This is a genomic window from Glutamicibacter sp. 363, from assembly GCF_052379505.1.
In the GTDB taxonomy this organism is placed as follows: Bacteria; Actinomycetota; Actinomycetes; order Actinomycetales; family Micrococcaceae; genus Glutamicibacter.
The window spans coordinates 18,954-36,017 of sequence record NZ_JBQSYR010000004.1 but is presented as its reverse complement, the minus strand read 5'-3'; the positions used below and the strand labels follow the sequence as shown (position 1 = coordinate 36,017).

Here is a 17,064-nt window from a genome sequence, read left to right as displayed (position 1 = left end):
CTAAAGGAGCGACTGGCACTAAAGTCGGATAGGTCTACCCCACGATTCGTCCTAACTAAGAGCATTCCCGAGGTCCATGAAAACTAGCTCTCCACGATTTGAAGTTCCGGTACTTCTCGGAACCCAAACGTTGTTCAATATCGGCTTCTACGCCGTGGTGCCTTTTCTTGCGATTGTCCTGACCAACGATTTCCTCTTAGCGGGAACCGCAGTAGGTCTCATTCTGGGAATCAGAACCTTCGCTCAGCAAGGTCTGTTCCTTGCCGGCGGCATCCTTGCAGACCGCTTCGGCGCTCGGAGCGTCATTCTCATTGGGTGCGCAGTACGTGCGTCAGGGTTCATCACGCTGTCCGCATCCTTGTGGACCGGCACCCCGACGCTCTGGATGTTCATCCTTGGAACATTGCTCACGGGATTTGGTGGAGCACTCTTTTCTCCAGGTTTGAACATCCTAGTGGCGGCGGCCCAAGTCGCCCGCGAGAACAACCAACATTCCAAAGCCAAACAGTCCACACTCTTCGCATGGTTGAGCATTACCGGAGAAATTGGTGCGGTCACCGGACCGCTGGTTGGCGCCGCACTTTGGGGCTGGGGTTTCGCCACCGTTGCAGGCTTTGGGGCTGCATTCTTTGTGCTCATTGGTTTGTTTCTGGCAATTGCTCTGCGGCGGCCAATCTCTGCGGAAGCTTCTACGGGACGGACAAGCGATGTCTCTAAACAAGAAGTTCGGCCTGGTGGCCTGCGCAGGTGTCTAACTGACCGTCGCTTTGTCGCCTTTTGCGGGTTGCACGCTTCGGATCTACTGGCCTATAACCAGCTCTACTTAGCTATCCCCTTGGAGCTGGAACGTCTGGGGCTTCCCACCCAATGGGTGGGGCTGATCTTTGCGTGGATCTCCATTTTGACGCTGACCCTACAACTGCCGCTCGCGCGGCTTGCCGGACGTATCGGAGCAGCGGCAACCTTGCGGTTCGGATACCTGTGTAGCGCGCTGGGCTTCGGGGCACTTGCCTTCGTCCCGGACTTAGCCTTTGGAATCGAAACCGGTCCGGCGCGTATCTTCTGCGCGGTAACTCTGCTGACCTTGGGGCATATGAGCGTGCACCCCACCGCGTTATCGCTCGTTCCCAAATTTGCCGGCGGACACCCCACAGGTTCCTACTTCGGCTTACTTGCCAGTTGCGGAGGGCTGGCGGTGCTTCTTGGCAATCTGCTCATTGGGTGGCTCTTGACCCAGTCTGGGAACGGAACCGTGCCTGGATTCCTGCCTTGGATGGTCCTGGTAGTTCCTTTACTCCTCGCATCCTGGCTGGCTGCACCGCTCGTTCGGTTCCCGCGGACGTTGACTGCACGCATGTGAGCTGAGACATGTTCAGTAAATCACGGGCGAATCTTCCAATTCTCACACCAACTTTGCACTACTCAACTTGCACTCTTGCGCGCCTCATTAAAGTTGCATTTCAGCGGATGTCGCACTGCGTTAAGAAGCCTCAAGGGAAACAATGAATTTAGGATAAGCTAACCAAGGCGCTATCGCATTAGAAGCCATTTCATCACGTAATGCCGAAGGATTTCCATGAACTTTGGACGACTCAGCGCAGCCGCAGGATTTGCGGCCATCGCCCTGGCACTCACCGCCTGCAGCTCCACGCCCTCCAGCCCGGCCCCTGAGGCAGCTGCGAATCCGGACGCGCGAGCAGTTGTGGCAAACTTCCGTGCTCCAGTTTCCAATTGGGCTCTGGAAAGTGATGACGCCTATGTGCTCTCCATTGCCGGGTGCTTGGAAACCCTGACCAAGTATGACCAGACCACAAAGAAGGTTGAGCCAATGCTCGCCACTTCGTGGAAGCAGGCCTCGGACACCGTATGGGAATTCGACCTGCGCAAGAACGTGTTGTTCCAGGACGGAACCGCTCTTGATGCCAAGGCCGTCGCCGGCTCGCTGAACCACGTCCTTAAAGCCACCGCGCCGGCACGTGCAGTAAATCCTAAGACCATCAGCAAAGTAGAAGCAGCAGATGCCGACACCGTGCGCGTGACCACCCCCGCTGCTGATCCACTGTTGCCCTACCGCATGGCCAGTGTGAACGCCGGGGTTCTGTCCCCTGCCGCATACACCGCCAAGGGCATCGATCCGATGAAACATTGCACCGGCCCCTTTGCCCCGGTGTCAGAAAAGGCCGGACAGTCCTTAACCTTGGACCGTAATGAGAATTACTGGGACGGCGAGGTTAAGCTGGCTGGCGGCGAAATCCGCTACATCACCGAAGGCGCCACCCGCTCCACCCAGGTGCAGACCGGCGAAGCGGACATCTCCATGTCCATCCCGGCTACCAGCCTGGCCACGTTGGAAGCCGATGACAAGATCAGCGTGTTGAAAACAGATTCACCACGCACCTCGACCTTGTACCTCAATAATTCCCGCGCACCATTTGACGACGTCAATATGCGCAAGGCCGCCACAATGTCCTTGGACCTGCCAGCAATGGCAGCAAGCATCTATGAAGGTGCAGCGCAGCCTGCCACCGGCCCCTTTGCCCCGAGCGAAAGCTGGGCCAACCCCGAGCTTGGCGTGCCACAACTCAACGTTGAAGAAGCCAAGAAGCTGGTGGAGGCCTCCGGTTACAAGCAGCAGAAGCCACTGGAGATCATCGCGATCACCGAGCGTGCCGAGTTCGCAGGGGTCGCTGCCATCATCCAGGAACAGTTCAAACAGATCGGCTTGACCGCCAATGTGGTCACCAAATCCTATGGCGCTGCCGAACCTGATGTGCTGGCGGGCAACTACGACATGATCCTCAGCCAGCGCAATCGCATGATTGATATTGCTGATCCGATTGGCTTCCTGCAGGCCGATTACACCTGCGAGGGTGGCTACAACCTGAGCCACTACTGCAATAAGGACTACGACAAGCTCATCCTTCAGGCCACCACCGAGACCGATGAGACCAAACGCCATGACCTCTACCGTCAGGCCGGCGATATCCTCGCCGCCGATGCGGCCAATGTGTGGCTAGTCAATGAGCAGGCCATCGACGCAGTGGGCAATTCAGTACAAGGCTATGTTCAGGATCCACTGACCCGCTACGTACTGACCAAGGATCTGGCAAAGACTCAGTAAGTTGTTATCACTGTCCACCTTGCTGCGCAGAGCCCTAGGACTCTGCGCAGCGGTGTTGCTTTCATCCTTTGCGGTGTTCCTGGTCCCCTTTATTTCTCCTGGGGACCCGGTGCGCTCGCTGTTGCGCGCCCGGATGGACATCGGCGCCGCAGATGAAGCCACCGTACAGGCCTACGCACAGCAGTTCGGTCTGCATGATCCAATGCTGGTGCAGTTTGGCCGTTGGCTCGGCCGGTTTGTCACCGGAGATATGGGCATCTCCCACATCAGTGGCACCCCGGTGGCTGACCAGGTTTTGCCAGCTATCGGAGTGACGCTCTCCTTGGCTGGCAGCGCACTTCTCGTGGCTATCGCCGTATCCGTAGTTCTTGGAGTCATCTCCGCCATCCGCGCCGGGTCATGGCCAGATAAGCTGATCACCTCAGTGACCCATGCGCTTATTGCCATTCCCGAGTACGCGCTGGCCCCACTCTTAGTGTTGCTCTTCGCTGTGCGCTGGTCTTTGCTTCCCTCAGCAGGTTTTGAATCCCCCGCCTCACTGGTGCTTCCGGTATTCGTTTTGGCTTTGCGTCCGATTAGCTTCTTTACCGTCGCGGTGCGTTCGGGGGTGCTCCAGGCCTTGGACTCCGAGCATGTGCTCGCTGCTCGGGCCCGCGGCTTGAGCCGCACCGAAGCTCTGGTCCGCCATGTAATTCCCCACGGATTGCTTCCGCTGTGGACCATGGTTGGTGTCTGGTTTGCCGGCTTGCTGGGTGGATCAGTGATTGTAGAAGTCATCTTCGCCATTCCCGGAATGGGCCGACTGATATTTGACGCGATTATCGATGCCGATATCCCGGTAGCCCAGGGCGGCGTTGTGGTGGTTGTGGCCTGCGCCGTGCTAACCACCGGACTCATTGATCTGGTACATAAGCTCAGCGATCCCAACGTGAGGATTGGTATCCGGCATGGCTAAGAATATCTTCAAAAAAATCCTGCTTTCTGCACCCGCATTCTTCTTGCTGGCAGTGGTGGTCGTGACTATCACTGCCCCATGGATTTCACCTAATGATCCTGACTCCCAAGATTTACTGAACCGCCTTCAAGGACCTAGCCTGACCCATCTTTTGGGAACGGATTCATTAGGCCGCGATACCTTGAGCCGGGTGCTGCACGGAGGCCAGTTCTCCCTGTCGGTAGCGCTGATCACCACGTTGTTCGCCCTGCTGGTGGGCACGGTACTGGGACTGCTCAGTGCGGTGCGTGGCGGGTGGCTGGATGAACTCTTCTTGCGTGTCAACGATTTGCTGCTCGCTCTGCCAGAAATTGTCATTGCATTGTTGATCATCGCCGTCATGGGACCAGGGTTCTTCACCATGGTCCTGTCTGTTGGTGTGGTCGCGTGGACACCTACCGCCCGGCTGGTGCGCTCAATGGCGGCCCAAGCACTGTCCACGCACCACGTGGAAGCCTCAAAACATGTGGGTGCTTCACGGTGGTTTATCTTGCGCCATCATGTGCTGCCTTTTGTCGCCGGGCCTGTGCTGGCCCAAGCCGCATTGCGCTTCGGACTATTGCTCGTATTGCTCGGCTCGCTGTCCTACCTAGGCATTGGAGTTCAGCCACCACAGTCTGACTGGGGTTCCATGCTGGCCGAAGCGCAACCCCATGCAATCCGCTCCCCCTGGGGCTTAATTGCGCCGGGCGCCGCAATTTTCCTAGTGAGCTTCTGCGTCACCCTATTGGGTAACCGCATTACCCACGTGTTGGGCGGACAAGATGTTCTTGCTACCGAGACCAAGGCCAGCACCCATGACTAAAGAACTTGAATTCATTGATCTATCGGTCAGCGCCAGTGAAAAGTCTCTGCTCTTCAAAGCCCGCGGCGCACTGCGAGCTGGCGAATTGGTGGCAGTGGTTGGACGCTCCGGGTCCGGAAAGACGCTGCTCACCAAGGCTATTATTGGCTTACTGCCGCAGCGACTGCACGCCGAAGGGCAGATTCTCTTAGACGGTCAGCGCCTTGATCAGCTCAGCGACAAGGAGCTGGATGCTGTGCGTGGGCGGCGCATCAGCATGCTTTTCCAACAGCCCAAGCGCGTGATGAACCCGCGCTTGACTGTCCGCGCGCATCTGCTCGAAGCCCTGGGTGTCCGGGGGTGGAACAAAGCCCGTAAGCATGAAGAGCAGGTCCTCTCTTTGCTGGAAGAAGTGGGTTTGTCCCCTGCAGCGGATATTGCCTCAAAGCGTCCAGATCAGCTCTCCGGAGGTATGGCCCAGCGTGCCATGCTGGCCATTGCTTTGGCCGCTGACCCGGAGTTCATCCTGGCCGATGAGCCAACGTCCTCACTGGATTCAATTCTCAAGTCAGAAGTGTTGCAGCTGCTGCGTCGAAAGCAGCAAGAGCGCGGTGTGGGAGTTCTATTCATTACCCATGACATCGCCAGCGTGCAGCACATCGCTGACCGCATCGTGGTGGTCAGCGATGGTCAGATTGTTGACCAGTGTCCCACCGCGCAGATTTTTTCCAAGGACCGTCACGCCAAAACGCGGGAGCTCGTGGAAGCTAGCCTGCCCTCGGTACGTGGGCCCCGCACAGATAGTTCGGCCTGTTTGCTTGAAGCAGTGGACGCGAGCAAGAACTACACTCGCCGGGCCAAAGGTCCAGCCGCGTTGCAGCCCACCACACTAAGTATTCATGGTGGGCAAGTATTGGGAGTTGTGGGTCGTTCTGGTTCCGGCAAAAGCACCTTTGCCAGACTCCTTGCTGGGCTGGATCAGCCAACGACCGGGCAGATTATCGAGAAGCAGCAAAGCGAGAAGGCAACGAGGGTCCAGGTCATTGCCCAGGAACCCTACTCGTCCTTTGACCCGCGACTTCCGCTGCGCATTTCCATCAGTGCGGCGGTGCATCGTTTGCCAGAATCCCAGGCAAGCGAGCGCATGGCGCAGGCTATGGTTCAGGTGGGATTGCCCGAAGAATTACTTGACCGCAGGCCTGGACAGTGTTCGGGTGGACAACTGCAACGGATGGCTATCGCCAGGGCTTTGCTGACCGAGCCGCAGGTTTTGATCTGTGATGAATCAACCTCTGCACTGGATTCGGTAGCCCAGCGCCATATCCTTGATCTGCTACTTCGTTTGCGTGACCAGATGGGACTGAGTCTTGTGGTCATTTCTCATGACATGGATGTAATCCGTTATGTCAGTGATGATGTGGCGGTGTTCTTTGAAGGTGAGCTCGTGGAGCGCAGGCCGTTGGCTGAATTCTTATCCTCCCCCACACACCAACACAGCAAAGATCTTGTAGCGGCATTGGATCTCACGGCAGTGGCGGCTGCTCACGGATAAATTATTCTGCGCGTAAGAAAAGGCAGGATCCTTGTGCCCCTGCCTTCCGCCCTTATAGGTTGATGGGTTATGAGCGACAAGCCACAGAAGAAGCCATCCATCACCCGCCAGTTGCCATTGCTAGCACTCGGCGCCACCCTACTCCTCTCCGGGTGTTCCGCTCCCGCCCAAGACCCCGGCACCGGCGACGGCAAAGAACCGGTAGCCCACGACAGTCGGCTGACTACTATCAGCGACTCGGGAACGCTCAAGGTCTGTACGACCGGCGATTACCGGCCATTCACATATCTGGATCCTAAGTCCGGTGATTGGTCAGGAATCGACATCACGATGGCCAAGAATCTTGCCCAGTCACTGGGCGCCGAGCCCGAGTTCATCCAGACCACGTGGAAAGATTTGATGCCAGACTTCAAATCCAAGTGTGATCTCGCCGTGGGCGGTGTTTCGATTTCCTTGGAGCGTTCACAGCAGGCCTACTTCAGCGAAGCCACCTTGGACGAGGGAAAGACTCCCATCACGCTGTGTGAAAACGTGGAGAAATACGACACCATCAAAGAAATCAACAAGCCCGGGGTCCGGTCAATTACTCCGATTGGCGGAACCAACGAGAAATTCGCTGACGAGCACTACCCGGACGGGGAGATCATTCGATTCGAAGACAACAACAAAATCTTTGATGAGATTATCGCTGGACGTGCTGACGTGATGACCACCGATGCGTCTGAAACTCGGTGGGTCGCCAATGAGCATCCAGAGCTGTGTGCGGTACATCCTGATAAACCCTTCAATTTCTCTCAAAAGGCCTATCTTCTGCCGCTGGGTGACGATGAATTCCAAGAGTACGTGGATCAGTGGCTAAACATGTCCAAAAATGATGGGACACTCAAAGCGGCCGAGAAGCCGTGGTTCGGCTAGCCGCCGATTATGGCCCATTGCCAACTATTAAATACTGGGACCCCATTCACCGGGCGATCTCGGTGAATGGGGCCTTTAGCGGTCTGGAGAGTTACTACTAGTTCGCCCAGAATGGATAGTCGGTGTAGCCCTGCGGCCCTTCGGTGTAGAAGGTTGCCGCATCCGGTTCGTTCAACGGCAGCTCTTCACGCCAGCGGCGTACCAAATCCGGGTTGGCGATGGCCGGGCGTCCGACGACTACCGCTTCTCCCCAGCCTTCGGCGGCCACGCGCGCTGCTTCCTGATAGGTGGTGATTTCGCCGAATCCGGTATTCAAAAGAACCGGTCCGCCAAATGCCTTGCGCAGCCCCTGAACCAGCTCGCCCGCTGGATCATGATGCAAGATGCTCAAGGCAGCCAAACCCAGCGGTGCCACGCCTTCCAGCAACGCGCTGTAGGTTGCGGTGACATCCTCACGGTCGCTTTCAATAGCACTCTGGATATTGTGCTCCGGTGAAATGCGCAGCCCGGTCTTGCCGGCACCGATGGCGTTGGCAACGGCGGTCACCAGCTCAATGACAAAACGGGCGCGGTTCTCAGGGGAGCCACCGTACAGATCGGTGCGGGTGTTGGAGGTTGGTGCCAGGAATTCGTGCAGCAGGTATCCGTTGGCGCCGTGAAGCTCCACCCCGTCAAAGCCAGCAGCGATGGCGTTGCGGGAAGCGGTGACAAATTCTTCGATGATGCGTGGCAGCTCATCGCTGGCCAAGGCATGCGGAACCGGGTAGTCGTACTTGCCGGTGTAGGTGCGGGACTGGCCTTCTACGGCGATAGCGCTCGGTGCCTCGACGTACTCAACGCCCGTGGTTTCTGGGTGGGTCACGCGTCCTGCGTGCATCACCTGGGCCACGATGAGCCCGCCTTCGGCGTGCACCGCATCGGTGACTTTCTTCCACCCGGCAACCTGTTCGGCGGTGACCAAGCCTGGCTGGCGCACAAAGCCCTGGCCGGCAGCCGATGGATAGACGCCCTCGCTGACAATCAGCCCAAGGGAAGCACGCTGGCGGTAGTACTCCACCACATCGGCGTTGGGCACGCCGTCCTTGCCCGAGCGGGAGCGGGTCAGCGGTGCCATGATCAGGCGGTTGGACAGCTTGAGGTCGCCGAGGGCGAGCGGGGAAAACAGATCCATGGGGTGGAACTCCTGAAGTGGAAATTGTAGTTGCACTGCGTAACTGACCTCGCCAGCAAGTTATTCCGAGGCAGCTGAGATTATGACTCCTCTCACTACCACCCCAAGGACAATCGGCCTTGCTCCGAAGCCGGTCAACGCCAGAATAGTTTTACGCGATGTAGAAATATGGCCCCTGTTCTGGGATACTTGGAACGTGCAAAAATCTTCCCGCTCTACACGCGCGCTCAGAGGCGTTGCCGTCGCATTTTTTGCGACTGTTGTGTCTCTGGCCTCGCATGTGATTGCGGGTGGAACCGTACCTGGAATCTTGAATATTGCACTGCCATTATCACTCTCGCTGATGTTCTGCGTTTTACTCAGCGGTAAGCGTTTATCGCTGGGGCGGATATCTGCCATGGTGGGATTCAGCCAGGTGCTCTTCCACTTGCTGTTCTCTATGGGTGCCGGACACTCCTCGATGTTGGCCACGGCACCTGGCGGCCACGAGCATCATGGAATGGCCATGACCCTCGACATGAGCAGCACGCCAAGTGCGTCGATCATGAGCCATGGTGATAGCACCATGCTGTTGGCCCACTTCTTTGCTGGCCTGGCTACGGTTCTGGTCTTATACCGCGGCGAACAGCTACTCATTGTGGTCTCTGACTTCATTGCGCTATTCACCTGGAAACTGCTGCGGCAGCTCGTAAAGTTTGCCTATCAGCCGGTACTTCCGCAACCGGTTCCTACCGCACCGCGTGAAATCCCCTCCTATACGGTAGCCGTGTATGCAACTTCGGTCATTCGCAGAGGACCACCGGCACTGACCACGGTGTAAGACCGCCGGAGTGCATCCTCGGCGAGTTCCGTTGGCTTCCCGCGCCTATTTTCTCAAGAGCGGCAGGTAAATTTTCGTGTCTGGCAACGGAATACTCGCTCAACTCTGACCTACTGCAACCCCGCAGACGCGCTCGAACCATAACGGTTCACGCACTGGAAGCGACTGCCTCAGGCTGACTTCGCCAGTACCGCGCGGACCTGCCCAGAATCTGCTGCCGGGGGACATCTACACCGCATTTCCACACACTCTATTGGCCCAGACCGCTTCTGGACTCAGCCATGCCCAAAACCCGGCACCCTGCACACTTGCAGGCATCTGCCCCATTTGTGACGGCGCAACACCTCGATTTCAATGCACCCTATTTGTGCTTCCCACATTTTCTAAGGAACACCGTGAAAACCACTTTTGCTCGATACTCCTCCGCCTTCGTAGCTGCCACGATGATCGCACTGACCGGGTGCGCCGCCACCCCGTCCGAGACCAGCAGCCCTGCCCCGGCGGATGCTTCCATCACGGTAAAAGATCTCTGGGTCAAAGCTGCCGACAAGGGAATGTCCGCAGGCTTCGGCGCGATCAAGAACACTAGCGGCCAAGACATCACCATCGCCTCCGTAAGCAGCCCCGTATCCAGTGACCTGGAACTGCACGAAACGGTGGCCAACGAATCAGGGGCCATGGTGATGCGTGAGAAATCCGGCGGTTTCACCATCCCAGCCCACAGCGAGCTGCAGCTGGAACCAGGTGGAAACCACATCATGTTCATGGATCTGGCCAAACCACTGACATCGGGCAGTGACGTGAGCATAACCCTGACTTTCTCCGATCACACGACCCTTGACATCACCGCCCCGGTGAAGGACTTCGCTGGGGCGAATGAAAACTATGAGGGTTCTGATCACCAAGGCATGGATCACGGCGACATGAAAATGGACCACTAATGTCCCAGACAAGAGCATCCACCACCTCACGTCCTAGCCGGCGAGGAATACTGTTCGGCGGGGCCGCTGCCGGTCTAGGGGCAGTTGCGGCCCTCGGGATCGAATCGCTGACCAGCGCTGCCGCGCCGGCTGGTGCATCGCAGCCGCTCTTTGGCCACGACGTGATTCCTTTTTACGGGGCACACCAAGCCGGGATCACTACCGAGCCGCAAGCCCATGCCACCTATATCGCCTTGGATTTGCGTCAAGGTCTTGACCGCACATCCTTGCGCGGTTTGCTTCGCCTGCTCAGCGACGACGCCGCAAAACTGACTCAAGGCCGGCCAGCCCTGGCGGACACCGAACCAGAGCTGAGCGTAGTTCCTGCTCGGCTGACCATTACCTTTGGCTTCGGGCCAAAACTCGTTGAGCTTGCTGGCTCTGCCAGCAAGCAGATTCAGCCGCTGCCCAGGTTCGCCATCGATCAGCTGGATGAGCGATGGAGTGACGGGGATCTGCTGTTGCATATCGCTTCGGATGATCCTTTGACCGTTGCGCATGCTCAGCGCATGCTGCTCAAGGACGCCCGTCGGTTTGCCACGGTGAAGTGGGTGCAAACCGGGTTCCGCCGCTCCCGCGGATCCGAAACCAGCGGCACCACCATGCGCAACCTGTTCGGCCAGGTAGACGGGACCGTTAACCCCATTCCAGACTCGGAAGATTTCAACTCCCTGGTGTGGAACGCGGATGGGAGCAGCACCATGGTGCTTCGGCGCATCCGCATGGACGTGGACACCTGGGATGAGCTGGACCGCTCTGGCAGGGAGTTCAGTGTGGGCCGAACCTTGGCTCACGGTGCACCCGCCACCGGCATGCTGGAACATGATGAACCGGACTTCGAAGCAACTACAGCGCTAGGCTTCACCGTCATCGCCGCCCACGCGCACATTCGACGAGCCCGCTCCGAAAATAACACCGAGCGGATCTACCGCCGTGGATACAACTACGATGACCAACCCAGCGGAAATGACATCTCGAACTCGGGGCTGATTTTCGTGTCCTACCAAAAGAGCGTGGCAAAGCAATATATCCCGCTGCAGCAGCGCTTGGCGGACCTTGATGCGCTGAACCAATGGACCACGCCCATTGGCTCCGCGGTGTTCCTGATCCCACCGGGTTGCCCCGAAGGAGGGTTCATCGGTGAAAACCTCTTCACTCCCTAGCCGCCGGCACCGTCCACACTTTTCTTTCGAGGACCACTCATGACACTTTTAGAAACGACACCCGCCAAATCGCCGCCGCCCTCCCCCACACCGCGCACCAGCAGCAAAGGCTGGTTCGGACAACTGCTCTTGCGGCTGCATTTCTACGCGGGAATCCTCATTGGACCGTTCATTCTCGTAGCTGCGGTGAGCGGCGCACTCTATGCGATCACCCCGCAGATTGAACAAGCGGTCTACGCCAAGGAGCTGCACGCGCCGGTCGCTGAGTCCTACGTGCCATTGGCAGATCAGGTGCAAGCGGCCAACAACTACATTGGAGGCGAAGGCAATCTGGTAGCGGTGCGCCCGGCACCGCACCCCGGGGACACCAGCAGAGTGATGTATGCCGAACCAAATCTTGGCGAGAGCGAAACCAGAGCGATTTTCATTGACCCCGCCACTGCCGAAGTCAGAGGAGACCTCACCGTTTATGGAACCAGTGGCGCGTTACCGCTGAGAACCTGGATAGACCAATTGCACCGCAACCTGCACCTTGGCGAGCCCGGGCGCATGTACAGTGAAATGGCCGCTTCCTGGCTGGGTGTGATTGCCCTTGCCGGGTTGGGCTTATGGATCTTGCGGATCAGGCGAACCAAGCGCAAAAGGGATCTCATCCGCCCCAATCTGAAAGCCACCGGTTATCGCCGCCTGGCAAGCTGGCATGGCTCCCTTGGCATCTGGATCCTGCTCGGCGCGTTCTTCCTCTCCGCCACCGGCATCACCTGGTCCACCTATGGAGGCGGGAACGTCGGTGAGCTGCGGTCCGCACTGAATTGGGGTACCCCTGCGGTGAAAACAGACCTGTCCGCCAGCCAGGGAAGCGCAGATGATGAGCACGCCCACCACGGGGCCGCCGCAGCACCCTCCGGTGAGGCGGTGGACCCCGCAGCCTTCGACACCATGCTTTCGATCGCGAAGGAAGTTAATGTCAATACCGGGCTGGTGGAGATCAAGGTGCCTGCCGGGCCAGAAAAATCATGGGTGGTTCAGGAAATTCAGCGGTCCTACCCCACGGAAGTTGATGCAGTCTCGATTAACGGTCAAACACTGGAAGTTGTTGACCGCATAGATTTCAGTGACTTCAACCTCGCCGCGAAGCTCACGCGTTGGGGTATCGATACCCATATGGGTTCGATGTTCGGATTGCCGAACCAGATCCTGTTGTTCCTCGTCGCCTCCGCTATCGCCACCATGGTGGTGCTGGGGTACGTGATGTGGTGGAAACGCCGCCCGACAAGAAATCCCTTACGGCGCATGGGCAAAACACCTGCACGCGGCGGTTTGGTCCGCGCTCCGTGGTGGGGCACTGTGCTGGTGCTGCTAGCATCCCTCACCGTAGGGATATTCCTCCCGCTGATGGGGTTCAGTTTGGTCCTCTTCCTTCTCATCGATGTGATCGTTGGCCGGGTTATGCGAACTAAAGTTCAACAGATAAGCACCGAATAGAATCCAGCCATCTGTGGTGATTGATCGGTACCCTCTGAGTCTTGCCGGCGGTGGCGGCTGTGCACGGCACTTTCCTTCGAGACGCCCTCCTTGCATTTGTCTCCGGCAGCGTCGACCGGCTGAGGGAACCACGGAGCACCGTCCCCACCACAAGAGGCCTCGGCATTTTGTGGTGGGGACGCTACCTTCCACGCAGACCGTGTCTTAGTGGCTTTCAGGAGCATCGACTGCCCGCAGCCGCAAGTGACCGGGCAACGGATGGAGTATTGGCCAAGTCAGCCTCTGTTTTTATGTCTATTGCCACTGGTAGTCTCGGTTCATGGATGAAGAATTGCGCGGTTTCCTGAAATCTTTCGCTCACTTGGCGCAACTGGCCGAGCAATATCAGGAGCAGCCCAAAGGCAAGCTTCTGGCACCGGTGCTGGCAGAACATCTGGGAATAGACCCCGACACCGTACCGTTGGTTGTTGAGAAATTCGCCTCCCACCGTTTGGCGGATGCAAACATTGTCCTGGAGCGGTTGATTTCAGGTGACCCGCAGGCCAGGATCATCGGTTTAGCAGGCCAGGACCGGCACCATTTTGACCTAGGTGATCTCGTTGGTGTGCAAGGTGACTTCGGTGTCCTTGGTGAGCCTTCCTACACCACCTTGGCGGTGGGACCGGGACAGCAGCAACGATTCCTCTCCTTTGGCATTCACTTATTCAGCACAGAGCAGATACCTGTGGTCATCTTGCTGCGCCAGGCAAACCCGGAATACGGCAAACCCGAAGCGACCTTGGAAGTGCTGTGCACCGAAGAGAAACTTGTCGATTCCTTCCTTGCCAACTTCCGCGAGCAGTTGCACACCACCAGCATCTACCGCGGCCAAGTCATTTCCTTCAAATCCAGTGAATACTCCGAATCCAATGCCGGCGTCACCTTCCACCAGCGCGAAGAAATCAGCGAAGAGCAGCTGATCTTGCCTACCGGTCTGCGCGAACGAATCGAAGAGCAGGTGCTGGGCATCGGAGCGCACCGTCAGGCTCTTTTGTCCCTCGGCGCCCACCTCAAGCGCGGGGTGCTGCTGTATGGCCCGCCGGGAACGGGCAAGACCCACACGGTTCGCTATCTGGCTTCGGCGGCTAAGGATCATACGGTCATTCTGCTCAACGGCAATACCCTGTCCTTGGTCTCCCAGGCTTCGGCCATGGCTCGTGCACTGCAGCCGTCCATCGTGGTGCTCGAGGATTGCGACTTGGTTGCCGAAGACCGCAGCTTTGGCCATGGTCCACAGCCCTTGCTCTTTGAGGTCCTGGATTCCATGGACGGTCTGGATTCTGATGCAGACGTGTCGTTTGTGCTGACCACCAACCGGGTGGAATCCCTGGAACAGGCTCTGGTCCAGCGTCCGGGACGCATCGATCTGGCGGTCCAGATACCCCGGCCAGATTTTGACGGGCGCAAGGCGCTGCTGCGGCTCTACGGTTCAAAGCTGGATTTGTCCAAGGAAACGGTGGACTCGGTAGCCCAGCTGACCGAGGGCACTACCGCCTCATTTACCCGCGAGGTAATCCGCCGGGCCATCTTGTCCGCGTCCATCGCCGGAGTGCCGGTCACCGAACGGCACGTGCGCATTTCAGCGGCGGACTTCATGGACGATTCCGCGACGTTGACCCGGAACTTCCTCGGCGGCACCGAAGACCCAGATCTGGATGGTGGCGAACCTGACGAGGAGAGCTTCGGATCCTTCGGTTGGTCGGCGCTGCCCGATACGAGGGATTTCGGATTTGTCACCGATACCGATTCGCGTTCTGGAGCGGAGTCGCCGGAAGCGAAAGACGACTAGTCCGTTGCTTGGGTCGCGCCGAGTGGGAATTGGTAGGTGAATTCCTGCCAATTGTTCCTCTTGCTTCGTTGTCCTTGCTCCAAGGCTGGGTAGGTCAAATTTGAAATCGCGGTGGCCAGACAACCGAGCTGGCTCGCCCCGCAAGCAAGCGCGCACAATGGATTATGGACACCGTATCGGCCGAGCAGCGCTCGCGGAACATGTCGCGCATTGCGAGCAAGAATACCCAACCCGAACTTGCCTTGCGCAGCCTGTTGCATGCCGCAGGTTACCGCTACCAGTTGCATGGAGCACTGCCCGCGCGGAAGTCAGCCGCAATCCGCGCGAAGCATCCAGACATCCGCCTGCGCGGTGGCAAGCTGCCTGGCTCGCCGGATCTGGTGTTCACGGCCAGGGACAAAGAGATTTTCGTGAACGGCTGCTTTTGGCATGGACATGACTGCCCCGTGGGTCGCCGCCGCCCCACGTCCAATACCGGGTATTGGAACCCGAAGCTGGACGCCAATATCTCCCGCGATCGCCGCAACCGCCATGACCTGGCTTCTCTGGGCTGGGAATCGCTGACGCTCTGGGAATGCGAACTGCATTCGGTTGAAGAGGTCTTGCGCAAAACCGCCGGATTCCTCGGGCCTCCGCGCACGGCAGCTTCTTCCCAAGCTGGTCGCTAGCACATGGTCCGAATTCCACTCGCATTCGTCTGCCCACGCCTTCTGCTTTGCGGCGTCTCCAAGACGCGCAAAACCCGAATCTGGATCCGGCATTAATAATGTGACTTGCACCTCAGGTCAGCATTGCCCTGCTATAGAGTTTCAGGAAAACGTCCCACGTCGAAAGGCAATCACACCCATGTGCGAACACGACCACAACGCTGGCCCGGTCCCCAACCAAGCCCTCGCCCGGCGCAGCGTGATGGCCGGAGCCGCGGCGCTGGCGGGCCTCGGCGCATTTGGCTTCGCGGCACCCGCTTCGGCGGATTCCGGCGAGCGCGGCGGACTCGCAGCGAGCTACCACGGCTCGGCATTGAAAACAGTCCCGATCATCATCGAGGGCGGCACGCTCATCGATCCTGCCACCGGAGACACCGCTCAAGACGGCGTGCTGGTGCTGCGCGACGGCAAGGTCGAAGCCGTTGGAAACCACGAGGCCACCCGGAATGCAGTGAAGGACGCGGCGGGGCAGGCAACTCGCATCGATGCCACCGGCAAATTCATCATCCCCGGGATGGTGGATGCCCACGTGCACGCCAACGGGCTCGAGGACGTCCGCCTGATCCTGCAAAGCGGGGCGACCACGGTGCGCAGCGGATCATCCACCTTCTACCAGGACATTGCGCTTGCCTCGCTGCCGAAATGGAATCCCGGGCTTTCGCCTCGCATGCATCCGGCAGGCTTGTTCGTCTCCCCCGAACAGGGCGACTCGATCCTCGCAGATCCCGAGCTGGCTCCGCTGGCCGCCTTGGAGGACAACATCCGCGACGTCAAGGATCTCGCCTATCTGACCGGGGTGAATCTGCGCCGCGGCGCAACGGTCATCAAGACGCGCGCCAATCCGCGCGCGGGCCTTGCCGAGCAAGATCCGTTGGAGCTGGTCTACGACCGGGAGCAGCTTTCGGCCATCGTGAAGGCGGCCCGCGGCGCCCGGGTGCTCTGCCACGCCTACAGCGCCAAGGGCATTGCCGGAGCCGTCGGCGCGGGAGTGGCTAGCATCGAGCACGGAGTCTTCGTGGATGAACAGACCATCGGCCAGATGGTCCGCCGAGGCACCGCATTCACTCCGACCCTGGCCGGGGTGGCCGGAATGGCCAACTCATCGGATCCGGTGATCGCCGAGCGCGGCCGCGAGTTCGGCCCGGTACTGGCGCAGGCCGTGCGCGCTGCCAATGAGGCTGGCGTGCTGGTAGTCGCCGGGACCGACTCGTTCGGCACGGATGTCATGCCGATCGGAGTCGAGGCCAAGGCGTTGGAAGACGCCGGGCTCTCCGCGCTGCAGGCGCTGCAATCGGTGACCACCCGTCCTGCGAAGCTGATCGGTGTCGAACGCCAGGGCGTGGGCCAGCTGTTTCGCAAGGGCGTGGCGGATGTAGTAATTCTGGGATCGAATCCGCTCGAAGGAGCACAGGCCCTGTCCAAGGTGGAGGTGGTCATTGCCCAGGGGAAGATCGTGCGCAACGAGTTGAACTGACTTGTCAGGGCAGGCCACCGCACAGCGCTGCACGTTGCCGTTGGACAACCTCCTAGCTCGATTCACTATT

At 58.7% G+C, this 17,064-nt stretch carries 14 protein-coding genes; 13 read left to right on the top strand and 1 reads right to left on the bottom strand.

Annotated features, from left to right (window positions below; translation table 11 throughout):
* The first annotated feature begins 76 nt into the window (after nt 1-76).
* The 6 genes from ACT3UA_RS03545 (at nt 77) to ACT3UA_RS03520 (ending at nt 7,366) form a co-directional block, all read left to right on the top strand.
* On the top strand, nt 77-1,360 hold the full coding sequence (locus ACT3UA_RS03545) for an MFS transporter (protein WP_444615555.1): 1,284 nt from the start codon (nt 77-79) through the stop codon (nt 1,358-1,360).
* Between the two features lie 216 nt (nt 1,361-1,576).
* Nucleotides 1,577-3,121, top strand: a complete 1,545-nt coding sequence (locus ACT3UA_RS03540) for an ABC transporter substrate-binding protein (protein ID WP_444615554.1) — start codon at nt 1,577-1,579, stop codon at nt 3,119-3,121.
* Between the two features lies 1 nt (nt 3,122).
* Nucleotides 3,123-4,076 (top strand): ABC transporter permease, encoded by a 954-nt coding sequence (locus tag ACT3UA_RS03535; RefSeq protein WP_444615553.1) that lies wholly within the window; start codon nt 3,123-3,125, stop codon nt 4,074-4,076.
* Nucleotides 4,069-4,920: an ABC transporter permease gene (locus ACT3UA_RS03530; RefSeq protein WP_444615551.1), complete on the top strand. Its 852-nt coding sequence runs from the start codon at nt 4,069-4,071 to the stop codon at nt 4,918-4,920. Before ACT3UA_RS03535 ends, ACT3UA_RS03530 begins: the two co-directional genes overlap by 8 nt.
* Nucleotides 4,913-6,451 carry an ABC transporter ATP-binding protein gene (locus ACT3UA_RS03525; protein ID WP_444615550.1) on the top strand — a complete coding sequence of 513 codons (1,539 nt, stop codon included), beginning with the start codon at nt 4,913-4,915 and terminating at the stop codon, nt 6,449-6,451. The genes ACT3UA_RS03530 and ACT3UA_RS03525 overlap by 8 nt, the downstream gene beginning before the upstream one ends.
* Before the next feature lie 69 nt (nt 6,452-6,520).
* Nucleotides 6,521-7,366, top strand: a complete 846-nt coding sequence (locus tag ACT3UA_RS03520; protein WP_444615548.1) for a transporter substrate-binding domain-containing protein — start codon at nt 6,521-6,523, stop codon at nt 7,364-7,366.
* A 97-nt stretch (nt 7,367-7,463) separates the two neighbouring features.
* Here ACT3UA_RS03520 and ACT3UA_RS03515 read toward each other — a convergent pair whose 3' ends face one another.
* Nucleotides 7,464-8,537: an alkene reductase gene (locus ACT3UA_RS03515; protein ID WP_444615546.1), complete on the bottom strand. Its 1,074-nt coding sequence runs from the start codon at nt 8,535-8,537 to the stop codon at nt 7,464-7,466.
* A gap of 397 nt (nt 8,538-8,934) precedes the next feature.
* Here ACT3UA_RS03515 and ACT3UA_RS03510 point away from each other — a divergent pair, with 397 nt between their 5' ends.
* The 7 genes from ACT3UA_RS03510 to ACT3UA_RS03480 all read left to right on the top strand — a co-directional run bounded on the left by ACT3UA_RS03510 (nt 8,935) and on the right by ACT3UA_RS03480 (nt 16,994).
* Nucleotides 8,935-9,357, top strand: a complete 423-nt coding sequence (locus ACT3UA_RS03510) for a hypothetical protein (RefSeq protein WP_444615545.1) — start codon at nt 8,935-8,937, stop codon at nt 9,355-9,357.
* A 395-nt stretch (nt 9,358-9,752) separates the two neighbouring features.
* Nucleotides 9,753-10,298, top strand: coding sequence for a copper chaperone PCu(A)C (locus ACT3UA_RS03505; RefSeq protein WP_444615543.1), 546 nt, complete (start codon nt 9,753-9,755; stop codon nt 10,296-10,298).
* Nucleotides 10,298-11,500 carry a Dyp-type peroxidase gene (locus tag ACT3UA_RS03500; RefSeq protein ID WP_444615542.1) on the top strand — a complete coding sequence of 401 codons (1,203 nt, stop codon included), beginning with the start codon at nt 10,298-10,300 and terminating at the stop codon, nt 11,498-11,500. Before ACT3UA_RS03505 ends, ACT3UA_RS03500 begins: the two co-directional genes overlap by 1 nt.
* Before the next feature lie 39 nt (nt 11,501-11,539).
* Nucleotides 11,540-12,985, top strand: a complete 1,446-nt coding sequence (locus ACT3UA_RS03495; protein ID WP_444615540.1) for a PepSY-associated TM helix domain-containing protein — start codon at nt 11,540-11,542, stop codon at nt 12,983-12,985.
* Nucleotides 12,986-13,304: 319 nt separating this feature from the next.
* Nucleotides 13,305-14,813, top strand: coding sequence for an AAA family ATPase (locus ACT3UA_RS03490; RefSeq protein ID WP_444615539.1), 1,509 nt, complete (start codon nt 13,305-13,307; stop codon nt 14,811-14,813).
* A gap of 164 nt (nt 14,814-14,977) precedes the next feature.
* Nucleotides 14,978-15,481 (top strand): very short patch repair endonuclease, encoded by a 504-nt coding sequence (locus ACT3UA_RS03485; RefSeq protein WP_444615538.1) that lies wholly within the window; start codon nt 14,978-14,980, stop codon nt 15,479-15,481.
* Between the two features lie 178 nt (nt 15,482-15,659).
* A complete protein-coding gene (locus tag ACT3UA_RS03480; RefSeq protein WP_444615537.1) occupies nt 15,660-16,994 on the top strand; it encodes an amidohydrolase family protein in 1,335 nt (444 codons plus the stop codon).
* Nucleotides 16,995-17,064 lie beyond the last annotated feature (70 nt).

Excerpts from the sequence above, each read along its gene's own strand:
- ACT3UA_RS03545 (WP_444615555.1), top strand. The coding sequence starts at position 77 with ATGAAAACTAGCTCTCCACGATTTGAAGTTCCGGTACTTCTCGGAACC.
- ACT3UA_RS03540 (WP_444615554.1), top strand. The coding sequence starts at position 1,577 with ATGAACTTTGGACGACTCAGCGCAGCCGCAGGATTTGCGGCCATCGCC.
- ACT3UA_RS03530 (WP_444615551.1), top strand. The coding sequence starts at position 4,069 with ATGGCTAAGAATATCTTCAAAAAAATCCTGCTTTCTGCACCCGCATTC.
- ACT3UA_RS03525 (WP_444615550.1), top strand. The coding sequence starts at position 4,913 with ATGACTAAAGAACTTGAATTCATTGATCTATCGGTCAGCGCCAGTGAA.
- ACT3UA_RS03520 (WP_444615548.1), top strand. The coding sequence starts at position 6,521 with ATGAGCGACAAGCCACAGAAGAAGCCATCCATCACCCGCCAGTTGCCA.
- ACT3UA_RS03515 (WP_444615546.1), bottom strand. The coding sequence starts at position 8,537 with ATGGATCTGTTTTCCCCGCTCGCCCTCGGCGACCTCAAGCTGTCCAAC.
- ACT3UA_RS03510 (WP_444615545.1), top strand. The coding sequence starts at position 8,935 with ATGGTGGGATTCAGCCAGGTGCTCTTCCACTTGCTGTTCTCTATGGGT.
- ACT3UA_RS03500 (WP_444615542.1), top strand. The coding sequence starts at position 10,298 with ATGTCCCAGACAAGAGCATCCACCACCTCACGTCCTAGCCGGCGAGGA.
- ACT3UA_RS03495 (WP_444615540.1), top strand. The coding sequence starts at position 11,540 with ATGACACTTTTAGAAACGACACCCGCCAAATCGCCGCCGCCCTCCCCC.
- ACT3UA_RS03490 (WP_444615539.1), top strand. The coding sequence starts at position 13,305 with ATGGATGAAGAATTGCGCGGTTTCCTGAAATCTTTCGCTCACTTGGCG.
- ACT3UA_RS03485 (WP_444615538.1), top strand. The coding sequence starts at position 14,978 with ATGGACACCGTATCGGCCGAGCAGCGCTCGCGGAACATGTCGCGCATT.
- ACT3UA_RS03480 (WP_444615537.1), top strand. The coding sequence starts at position 15,660 with ATGTGCGAACACGACCACAACGCTGGCCCGGTCCCCAACCAAGCCCTC.